Consider the following 11,190-nt stretch of genomic DNA (forward strand, 5'->3'; position numbering starts at 1 on the left):
GGGAAGGGGGAAACATGAAAGCCTCTCTCTCATCAAGAGAGGTTTTATAAATAAGTAAAAAGTCAGTATAACTGATAATTAATAAATAACTGTTAAAGAACGACCACATTTTTAGAATATGCAAACTTCATCCGTGCGTGAGCAAACGATAACAAATCCTTTTTCAGCATTAACTCAATTTTGGGAGGATGTGAAAATAGTTGCTCAACCTTATTGGTATCCAACAAAAGCAGAAGGAAGAGCATTTATCGATGTGATTCGTTCATGGGCAATGCTCATTTTTCTATTATTACTAATATTGGCAATTGTAGCGGCAAGCGCTGCCAATAGTTATTGGAACCGCTATGTACTCGATATTATTATTGAAGAGAGAGACCTGACTAAATATAATACTACTCTGTTACCCTCTTGCTTAATCCTTGTAGGGGTAGTTTTGTTGGTAACTTCTTTAAGGTATGTCAGGAAAAAAGTTACTCTTGACTGGTACAAATGGTTAAATAATTATATTTTAGATAAATATTTTAAAAATCAAGCTTACTATAAAATTAATTTTAAATCTAATATTGATAATCCTGATCAACGTCTATCACAAGAAATTGAACCTATTACTAGTAATGCTTTGAGGTTTTCAACCACTTTACTAGAAAAAGTTCTAGAAATGGGAAGTGCTTTGTTAATTCTCTGGACGGTTTCTAGAGATGTCACATTTTATCTAATTATTTATACAATTATTGGTAATTTAGTAGCGGTTTATTTAAATCAAACAATAAATAAGGTAACTCAAGAAGAACTTACGTTTAAAGCAGACTTTTCCTATTGCCTAACTCATGTTCGCAATCATGCGGAATCAATTGCTTTTTTTCAGGGAGAAAAAGAAGAATTAAATATAATTCAGCGCCGATTCAATAATGTTCTAGCAACGGCTGAACGGAGGATGAATTTAGAGAGGGGACAAGATGCTTTTGGTAGAGCATATCAATCGGCGATCGGCGTATTTTCAATGTTTGTCCTCACACCTTTATTTATTCAAGATCAAATTGATTATGGCGAAATTAACCAAGTTAGTTTTGCTTGCTTTATGTTTTCTAATGCTCTGGGAGAGTTAATATCTGAATTTAATGTTTCCGGGCGATTTTCTAGTTATGTAAAGCGTTTAGCTGAGTTTTCTGATGCTTTAGAAGCTGTTAGTAAAAAACCAGAGAAGGCAAAAACTATTCAAGTTATAGAAGAAGAACGTTTAGCTTTTGATGACTTTACATTACAAACGCCAAATTATGAGCAAGTGATTGTTGAAGATTTATCACTTTCTGTTCAGCCAGGTGAAGGGTTGTTAATTGTGGGGCCTAGTGGTAGGGGGAAAAGTTCCTTGTTGAGAGCGATCGCAGGTTTATGGAATGCAGGAACTGGTCGCTTGGTACGTCCTCCCCTAGAAAAAGTATTATTTTTACCGCAACGTCCTTACATTATTTTGGGGACTCTCCGGGAACAGTTGCTTTATCCACACACAAATCGGAAAGTGAGCGATCGCGAACTCAAAGCAGTTTTGCAACAAGTCAAATTGGAACACTTACTTACCCGTGTAAATGGCTTTGACACAGAACTTCCTTGGGAAAATATCTTGTCGTTGGGAGAACAACAACGGCTAGCTTTTGCGCGACTATTAATTACACATCCTAGTTTCACCATTTTAGATGAAGCAACCAGTGCTTTAGATTTAAATAACGAAGGTAATTTATATCAACAGTTACAGGAAACGAAAACAACTTTTATCAGTGTTGGACATAGGGAAAGCTTATTTAATTATCATCAATGGGTCTTAGAGCTTTCACAAGAGTCTACTTGGCAACTTGTTTCTATACAAGATTATCGCAGGCAAAAAGGAATTGCTGTTACACCAGTTAAGGAAGAAGTGACCATAGATGTTTTAATTGAAAATGACCTGAATACAGAGCCAAAAACCTCCGATGCAACAGACACAATTGTAGGTTTTTCTCATCAAGAAATGCAAACATTAAGCAACTATTCTCTTAACACTATTAGAACTAAGGCAAGTCGCGGACAACCAATTATCACAAAGGATAATGTGACTTACCACTATGACAAAGACCCGCAAGTGTCAAAATGGGTCAGACAATAGGCACAATGTTTGTCATCATGCGAAAAAATTTAACAGTGAACAGTTATCAGTTATCAGTTAAATACGTTGGTGAAACACCACACCAATTGATGAAAAGCGTTGCTGGCGGGTCTAAATCCCCCACCATCCGCCGTCAAGACTGATAACTAATTTAAAAAGTTTAATAACTTAAGTCAGTGTTAATTAAAGAGGATACTTATAGTATGGAAAAACTTTTTACGCCACGACTAGAGCTAGTACCTTTTAAACTAGAATTAGTAAAAGCAGCCATCAAAGGAAATGCTGAATTAGGATCACTTTTGGGTGTACAAGTTTTACCCAACTGGCAAGATGAAGAGTTTTTTGCAGATTTGCCAATCCTTGTAGATATCTTACGTCAATATCCGTTGCAAGGTGAATGGGGATGGGGAAGTTTAATTATACATCAAGCAGAAAACACACTTATCGGTCACGTTACGGTGAAAATTATTCCAGATGACACAGGTTCTCCTTCCGGTTCCTTAGAAATTGGTTATCATGTAGCTCCATCATATCGACGACAGGGGTATGCGTCTGAAGCTACGAAAGCTGTGATAGATTGGGCGTTATCTCAACCTACGGTGCAAAGTGTGACTGCTGGATGCGATCGCAATAATATAGCTTCAAAGCGAGTGCTAGAAAAAACCGGAATGCAGCTTGTAGAAACACGAGAGAAAATATTGGTATGGAAATTAGGCAAAACAGCTAGCGTCAAGTAATTTGATATGCTTTAACAAAGTTGTAGGCTGTACCCATCAATAAATTGAGGGTATTTAATAGTCAAAAATTTTGCTCAGGATTTAGGAGACACTTCTATTTTTAAGAATCAGTGATGCTAGCTAAAAAGCAAAAACAACTCATTACTTATGAATCAATTACGATTTATGAAAAGAAATATAAATATCCCATTCTTAAAAACTCTAATTTAAAAAGAGTTCAGAAAAAAATTAAGAAGTGCCAAAACTTAATTAAAGATGGTACTAAATATCATACTTATTTCTGGGGAGTAGTTAAACGCAAACAAGAAATTAATCAAAGCGAAGTTTTAGCAGAGGTCAAGTTATTAATTAAAGACTATAGCATACTACTTGATTTTTTAGAAGATTATAAAGATAGTTATCAAGATTTTTTATTAAAATTTATAGATGACTGGAAAGAACTGTTTAGTCAAAAATATATTGAAATCAGAAAGATTAACGAAGAAAGAAATAAACTAGAGATAAAAAATAGTGATAACCCTCAAATCGTAGAAAAACTGAAGAGGGAAAAAGAAGAAAACTTAAAGTCAACCTTACTGTTAAGTAATACTAACCTTTTAATTTTAGAAAAAGTAAAATTACTCAGTGAGGGAATCAAAGAGTTAACAGAAGATACTAAAAAACAGCAACAAGCTATTCAACAAATAGTTAAAGATATAGAACTGTATCAAGAAATTTATGAATATCAAATCAAAGCTACAAAAATTCGTCAAGAAATAGCCAAAATAGCTGAAACAGCAATAAATTTAGAAAACTCTCTACAAGATTACTTTAGTCCGTTTCAATCTTTAATAGATGAAGTGGTGAAAGTAGATGCAAATTTTTACGCCACTGTAGGAGAAATCCATAACTTAACAAGTAGTACTTTAAATTCTCAAGCAAATTTACTAACAATTCAGGATACTAATACAGTTTCTCATAATATCCTCAGTTTGCTGGTAGCAAGTTATGAGAAAAAAGACAGGTTGCAAGATGCTTTTTTACAAACACAGTTTTTAAATGATGAAGTTTATAATTTTGACTTAAGTAAAGAAGAGATAAATGTAAATCAAGCGATTTACTTAATCTCTAATTATATGTCTACTCAACTAATTGCTCAAAAGCAAATGCTAGGGATAGTAGACATAGATGTTGCTCCTCTTCCTTCTCAACCTACTTTTGAAAAAACAGAACTACCAGAGACACTTAATAATCATATTGAGTTTACCCAAGAATTTATAAGTAATACAAAAATTGACTATACAACATTGCAACATCTGCTGGCAAATTACAAGTGGCTAGAGGCTGATGTCGAAACTGCTAAATTAATGTTACAAGTCATGGGTAAGAGTTATTGGAATGAAGTTTATAAAGAGGATATTCTAAATTTTTCTTGTCAAGCTTTCCATACAATAGATCAGCTTTGGCAACAATACAGTCATGGTTACTTCGGCTTTAGTGTTCAGCAAAGTATTTGGAATGAAATAGGTGGACAAGTAGATTATGAATCGGGGAAAAAATTAGGCGATCGCCTGGGTTGGCGCAAGGAAGGAAACTGGCTAAATTACAACCAACTAACCTTCAAATTATCGCCAACAACACCGATGGGACACCTACCAGTCACATGGCTACACTATGAGCAAGACATTTGTGATACATCAACAAATTCATCTGTGGAACCTCTATCAATGGGAGCTTGGCGAGTTGGCTCGTGGCTAGTATGGCAGATGCACTTATTTTTTTCTCGTGCAAAAGTTTGTAATGAAACTTCCTGATGATGACAAAATAACAGGTTGTAAAACTAATTATTATGTAGGGTGGGGAGTGCATCGCCACCCGCTTATTGATATTAATTAATAGTTCTAAAAATTACCCCAATAGCTGACATTAGCAAATCTTGAGAACGGTTTACATTGTAATCGGAAGGAACCTCCGCTCCAAAAAAACCAATTATTTCTTCGCCATCATTTCCCTTAAACTGAAAGAATTCTCGGTCTTCTGAACTATGAGCCATAGTACCAAAAGTTTGAGATTTGCCATTTTTCGTTGTTAAAGTTAGTTGGAGAATGTGAGGTGCGTTAAACCAAGTGCCATAATAACCAGAGACTTCTTCAAGATAATCGCCTTCTGGAATTGTAAAAACATCTCCTTGATTAGGTTTCTTACTACCGTATTCTCTAGACCACTGATTGAGAGTAGTTTTATTTTTATCAGTTGTTGCGTAAAATACCTGTAGTCCATCAAGAATATCACCGTGGCGAACAATGATTTTTGTCAGGGTATTCATACCATTGAGAATATCTGAGAAAGCATCAAAGCCACTGGTTTGTTGCTGTGACAGGTTATGCTTGTCTAGAGCATCCGAAAATCCATCAAACGTCTCTGGCGCATAGCCTCGATATATTCCTGTTGTGCTACCAACTAATTCTGAGCGGCGGCATTTTGTCGCTTCTATAATTTTGTTGGAACATAGCACACCAGAACGCAAAGCTCCCTCCATATAGCCAAAGAAAGCTAAACAAGTATGTTCTCCAGCAAAGAAAAGACGATCATAGTATGCTTGAGTTAAAAAACGTGCGATCGTACAAACTTCTTTTGGTCTAGGACAAGAATACCCTCCTCTTGTCCATTCTTCTTCAGGCCAGTTGATAAATTCTTGTTTGTTACTGTTACTTTCATAGCCTTGATAAACTTGCTCAAACGCTTCTTGGAAATATTTCACAGGATCATCTGCTGTCATAGCATTGCTAGCTGAATAGCCACCTGCAAAAAGATTCAACCCGAAATCATGTTCCTTAGTTGCCATTTGATTATCAGTGGATTCCCAAATTATGCCTAGCCCATCTGAAACAGAACTAGGTGCTAAACCTTTCTTAATCCAAAACCTCTCATTGACAGCAGCGAGATATTTAATGGCTTGTCCCATAGACATCTGAGAGTTTGCAGGTAGTTCAGGGCTAATAGAAATATGTTTCCATGTAGTGGGAGGAATAGCCAAAATAACGTAGTCTGCCTTGTATTGTTTATTTATACTGCCAACAGTGACATCTACTGAATTTTGGGAAATTTTAATCTCAGTTACTGGTTCATTTGTGTTAACAGACCAATCTTCTTGACCATGAATTTCTTTAACAATCTCTTTGATTTCAGCAACGAACTTACGTGCTAAGGCTTGATTTCCACTATCACAGCGAAATGTTTCTGACAATTCCCAGTAGTCTTGAACTCCGCCACCTTTAACTGCTGCTAGTAGACCAAGATAACTCTGCTGTGTAGTTGGTACTGTCTGGTCATTACTAAAATGCACTTCTAGAGAATTTCGTAATAATAAATCACCTGCACACCATTCATCTAACTTGTCAGCAACAGAAATACTGTCCCACTCCTTTGCTTGAGGATGTGTCCAAGGCTCGTAGGCATCTACTTGCTTTGCATCTTCATTTATTTTTTTATTAATTTCGCTGATTTTCTCGAAGATTTCTTGTTGAACTTTGGGAGGAATTTTAGAACCTTTAATGTAAAGAGTTTGTTCTAATCCTGCTGCTAAGAAATTATCGTCCGAAGAAATAGCATTCAGACCCAAACCAAATTTTTTTGCATAATGAATCCATTGATGATGGTTTGCGCCAATTAATTCTGCACCTGCTTCAATAATCCTTCCCTCAGCAATGTCTTCTCTACTATGAACTCTTCCGCCAATACGCTCTCTAGCTTCCAAAACAGTAACTTGAACGCCTTTATTTGCTAATTCATAGGCTGCCGCAAGCCCAGCAAACCCCGCACCAACTACAATGACTTTGACATTTTTGAGGCGTTCTTCTAGCTCATGGCTGAGGATAACTATTTTTTCTTCGATTTCAGCCAGACCTGATTGAATTTTCTCGTATTTTTCGCTTCCAGATAACTGAGTACCAAAGCTACGGTGAAGTTTGGAAAAAAGAGACTTTGACATACTATAATTTGTTGAAATTAAGTCTAAGCAAGATTTTATTTGATAGCATAGCTAGGCAATTCCAACCAAATAGTTTTAATCGGCTTAATTAATAAATAATCTCATCTATAACTTTTAGAAAAATAAACAAGAAGTTTAGATATACAGCAGATTTCAGGTGAATGAGGTACAACTTCCTGGCAAAAAATTATGTACCAACAGACTTTCAACCCTGTTCCCTGTTCCCTGTTGTAAGCCAGAAATATTTATGACTATTTAGGTAAATGGATAAACCTTACCAGCTATCAAAAATACATTCTAAATATATAAATTCGGATAAAATACAGTATTTATACTTAAAAAATAACTTTTATACTCAAATCAATTGCTCAACTAACTTTTAGCTGTATTACCTGTAACTATAAAATAAAGTTTTGTTTGTAGTGAGCAATTTATCGCTCTGTTGCCAGGTTTTTCATGGCTAAAGCCCTCTCTGCGAGACGCTACGCGAACACTACGAACTTACATTTATGAAGTCATTCTACTTACCTGTAGGCCGATGCAATGCCCACCAAAACCATGATACGGCGCTACGTATCTTTCAAAATCAAGTATGAACCCTATATTACCGATTTATTCATTTTGTATTGTTGCTGAGAACTTTTATCCCTAGAATTTTCACAGTTCCATGATTATGGCTGATACTAAGTGAGGTCAACTCTTGATTTAATAAATAAAAACTACCTACAATACTCACTGAATTGTAAATTCCATTCTTCCCTTTCTTCAGCGTTATTGTGGCATTTTTTTGATTATTGACTCCTTTAAGTAAGAGAACATTAGCAAAATTAAGGCTACCCGATGTAGTTAGTTTACTGCTATCAACGCTAGCAGTCATATTGATAAAGGTATAACCTAGAAACTTGAGATTTCCGGCAATACTAGCGGAATTATTGATATTACCATTAGTTCCTTTGCCAAGGGTGACTGTAGCACCGTTGAAAGCTAAAATCCCAAAATTGAAATTACTCGCAGCTTGAAACCCACTTTCGTTAAGGCTAATACCTAACGTAGTGAATTCTTTACCCAGAAGAGTAATATCGCCTACACCAAAAAGCTTTCTCTTCGGTAAATCAAGTTGGAAATTAGGGACATTCAACTTGATGATATTGACTAAATTAATAGCTACATCATTAAGGGAAACTTTCTGATTGTCAAATGATAAAGTGCCGCTACCCAAAGATTGATTAAAAGCAATAATATGTGCTGTTCCTGATGCACTTTTATTTTCCAAGTTAACTGTGAGGCTGGGAATAGTGAAAGTTAAGAAACCTAATAAACTCAACTTAACATTCTTCAGGTTGACACTATTAGGAGTAATGTCAAAAGTAATACCTGCTAGATGATTACCCAAAACTGAAATCGTTCCTGAACCACTACCGCTACGGGATTTGATATCGATATTTAAAGCATCAACATCAATACTTAACAGCTTGGCTAAACTCAGGTCAAAATTTTTAAAGGTAGCGTTGGTAGGGGTAATTTTAAATTCAACATTGGCGATTTCGTTACCCAGAATCTCTACATAACCATCCCCTTGGAGATACTGCTCACTTGGCGTAACTTTTAGAGATAAATCTAAACTATCGTCATCGCTGCCTTTAATTTTTATAAATCCTAAATCGATTTCCGCAACTTTTAAGGAACCTCCAACATTATTAAAAGTTTTGTCACTTTGCAGAATTAAAGTTGCTTGATGCCCCCAAGCATTGATTCTACCATTAATTTCTAACCCTTCTGCTATTGCTTGTCCTGCAATTGTTGTCGGGAAAGGAACATATTTAATTAAGGAATTGAGTTGTCCATCTCCATCACCGTCAATTGGTTCAATATTTAAGTTCACCAAGTTTTCTAACAACCCTAGTGCTTTGTTAACTAAATCAACTGAATAGCCTACTTGATTGGCTAGAAAGGAAGTGACAGGTCCCCGCCATAAATCTGTTAAGCAAACCGCTTGTCTGGGATTGAGAACTAAAGCTAATCTTTCAGGATCATTAGTATCCATGAGAAATGCTACCTCAAAGTCGGATTTTTCCCATTTCAAATCACCAATGAAGCCAAAGTTATCAAAGTAGGGAGGTAAATATGTTCCGCCTCCTTGAAACCTGACGTTACGAAATTCAGTTCCTACTAACCCATAAGGATTACACCAGGATTTTTCACTTTGTTGACTGAAGAATGCTGTTAAAGATTCGGGTTCCAGAGAGAGATTTCCACAGAGAAATAGTTTAGGTTCGTTCTCTTGGGTGGGATCGTAGCCTTGAAGAATTAAATTTCCAGTTAATCCGAAGGTTGGTTCTAAATCAGAACCAATATTTAAACATATGAGCAGATTATTAAATATAGCCTTAAATTGTTGCTGGGAAAATAGCTGAATATTGCCAGCAATATTACCTGTTAAGCTAACCTGTCCCACAGGATTAAAGCTAATTACAGCCCCTAAGTGATTAATACCCAAGCTTTGATGAATAAAACTGCTGAAATTTGTCTGGATATTTTTGAAATCAATATCCCCGATAAAATTTAATCCTCTGATTAAGTTAATACAGCCTAATTGGAAATGTGTAAAAGAATAGCCAAGGTTAGTTAAAATTAACTCTGGGTTGCTTAATTTAATATCGTTGATGATGGGAACTGTATTTTTTAAGTAGCTCAAACTGAAATTTTTAGGCAACTTATATTTTAATGTAGTTTGCTTACCAAAATTTAATTCAATGTTTTGTTTATTTAGTAATCCTTTAAAACTAATCTCTATTTCTTGAGAATTTTTATAAATTCTATATTTAGCAGATGAAATTTTAATTTCATGACTACCGAATATTTCAATAATAATTCTATCAAGCGCCACATCCATGTAGGGAACTGTACTATGGATGTCAAAAATTTGTTCTAGATTTATCTGCAAATCATGGTTAAAGTCTAAATAAGTTTCTGAATTGGATAGTGTAATATTTATATAATCTAAGGATTCAAGTTTTAATTTGATATCATTAGGTAAGTTAATTCCTGTTAAGGCAAGGCTGCTTTTCATAAATTAAAAAATAATTTTAAAAGATTATAATAACTGAAAAATAATCTGTAGATTGGGTATTGCCCACCGCATTATGGTTTTTGTGAAGAAAGCCTGGGAGGATGTGGGAAAAGTCGGGTAGTTTGTAAAAAACTATCTCAGTGTGAGCTGCGAATAGCAAAAAACACAGCATCAAGAGAGCCATATGAGTAAAGCTTATCCCAGTAACCTGACCCGCGATCAATATGAATTTCTTGGTGACTTGATTCCAGAACCTAAAAAGGGGGTCGTCTTCGTGAAGTCGATATGTAGGAAATTCTCCATACCATCTTTTATATTCCAGTTGAGGGAGTTCGATGGCGAACGTTACTTGGCTATTTTCCAGTGTGGCAGATATTATACACCTATTTTCGCAATTGCCGCAAAGAAGGGACATTGAAAATTCATGATAGTCTGCAAGACTGGACTTGAATCGAAAAGGAGCGCCATCTCAGTCCAGTCGATGGTGGTTTTGATGGAGAACTTTGTCATACAGTGAGTAATGGACTTTTGTCTTGGATTGTGCCTGATTTTGGCTGATTTTTGTAATTCATCAATAAGCCAATCTTGTCATTCTTTCCCAGACGATCAGCTTTTTTCCTTTCCTCCAAAAAACGCTATCTCACACAAATATTTTTTAGCGATCGCAAAACTTTTCTGCCTACCTTATATCTTGCATCACTCTGTTATTGCGAAAATTGCAGCCCAAAATCCTTATGATTTCGTAGGGTGGGCAGTGCATCGACACTAGCTTATTGAGAAGTTGCAAGATGTCATCTGCTGATTATTAGTATTCTAAAGCACAATTTAGCAAGATTGCACTGAAATTGGTATTCTTTACTCAAGCAATCACAAAAATTTTCGGTCTACTGAGTCTATGTTGTAAGCTGTTTTTCATCTCTTTGGCGGAGCAAAAGAAAAAAGTCTTCTTTTGACTTGACACTCTTTAAAAAACTCGCTATTCTAGATAAGTGTCAAGGCGAGACAGCCAAGACAACCGAACCGAGAAAAAAGAATACTTTGAAAGCTTAAACAAAAAACCAATCCTCGTCAAACAAATTGGTTTTGGGATATCCCTAAAACTTCAAAAATTATAGCAAGGAATCTGGAAAACAAGTTTTTTCAGGTAACAAACTCAAACACAACAAAACGGAGAGTTTGATCCTGGCTCAGGATGAACGCTGGCGGTATGCTTAACACATGCAAGTCGAACGGAATCTTCGGATTTAGTGGCGGACGGGTGAGTAACGCGTGAGAA

The 11,190-nt window shown here is 35.7% G+C and carries 6 protein-coding genes and 1 rRNA gene; 5 read left to right on the forward strand and 2 right to left on the reverse strand.

The genetic code is table 11. From position 1 onward, the window contains the following. Window positions 1-118 precede the first annotated feature (118 nt). The 4 genes from H6G83_RS18160 (at window position 119) to H6G83_RS18175 (ending at window position 4,667) form a co-directional block, all read left to right on the forward strand. The gene (locus H6G83_RS18160) at window positions 119-2,137 is read left to right on the forward strand and encodes an ABC transporter ATP-binding protein/permease (RefSeq protein ID WP_190474825.1); all 2,019 of its coding nucleotides are present in this window, start codon (window positions 119-121) and stop codon (window positions 2,135-2,137) included. After that, window positions 2,122-2,280, forward strand: a complete 159-nt coding sequence (locus H6G83_RS18165; RefSeq protein WP_190474827.1) for a hypothetical protein — start codon at window positions 2,122-2,124, stop codon at window positions 2,278-2,280. Before H6G83_RS18160 ends, H6G83_RS18165 begins: the two co-directional genes overlap by 16 nt. A 60-nt stretch (window positions 2,281-2,340) precedes the next feature. Next, on the forward strand, window positions 2,341-2,874 hold the full coding sequence (locus H6G83_RS18170; RefSeq protein WP_190474829.1) for a GNAT family N-acetyltransferase: 534 nt from the start codon (window positions 2,341-2,343) through the stop codon (window positions 2,872-2,874). Window positions 2,875-2,987: 113 nt separating this feature from the next. Further along, complete coding sequence (locus H6G83_RS18175; protein WP_190474830.1) at window positions 2,988-4,667, forward strand: GUN4 domain-containing protein; 1,680 nt, start codon at window positions 2,988-2,990, stop codon at window positions 4,665-4,667. 74 nt (window positions 4,668-4,741) lie between these two features. On the opposite strand, the gene H6G83_RS18180 is transcribed toward H6G83_RS18175, so the two are convergent. Together H6G83_RS18180 and H6G83_RS18185 are read right to left on the reverse strand one after the other, a co-directional pair. Beyond that, entirely contained in the window at window positions 4,742-6,844 is a 2,103-nt protein-coding gene (locus H6G83_RS18180) for an FAD-dependent oxidoreductase (RefSeq protein ID WP_190474832.1), read from the reverse strand. 616 nt (window positions 6,845-7,460) lie between these two features. Further along, window positions 7,461-9,914 carry a hypothetical protein gene (locus H6G83_RS18185; protein ID WP_190474833.1) on the reverse strand — a complete coding sequence of 818 codons (2,454 nt, stop codon included), beginning with the start codon at window positions 9,912-9,914 and terminating at the stop codon, window positions 7,461-7,463. Between the two features lie 1,164 nt (window positions 9,915-11,078). Between H6G83_RS18185 and H6G83_RS18195 the strand changes: the two genes are divergently transcribed. Further along, window positions 11,079-11,190 (forward strand): 16S ribosomal RNA (locus H6G83_RS18195); the annotation flags it as partial.

This window comes from Anabaena azotica FACHB-119 (assembly GCF_014697625.1).
Lineage (GTDB): Bacteria > Cyanobacteriota > Cyanobacteriia > Cyanobacteriales > Nostocaceae > Trichormus > Trichormus azoticus_A.

Coding starts and splice junctions, on each gene's coding strand:
- H6G83_RS18160 (WP_190474825.1), top strand. CDS start 119: ATGCAAACTTCATCCGTGCGTGAGCAAACGATAACAAATCCTTTTTCA.
- H6G83_RS18165 (WP_190474827.1), top strand. CDS start 2,122: ATGGGTCAGACAATAGGCACAATGTTTGTCATCATGCGAAAAAATTTA.
- H6G83_RS18170 (WP_190474829.1), top strand. CDS start 2,341: ATGGAAAAACTTTTTACGCCACGACTAGAGCTAGTACCTTTTAAACTA.
- H6G83_RS18175 (WP_190474830.1), top strand. CDS start 2,988: ATGCTAGCTAAAAAGCAAAAACAACTCATTACTTATGAATCAATTACG.
- H6G83_RS18180 (WP_190474832.1), bottom strand. CDS start 6,844: ATGTCAAAGTCTCTTTTTTCCAAACTTCACCGTAGCTTTGGTACTCAG.
- H6G83_RS18185 (WP_190474833.1), bottom strand. CDS start 9,914: ATGAAAAGCAGCCTTGCCTTAACAGGAATTAACTTACCTAATGATATC.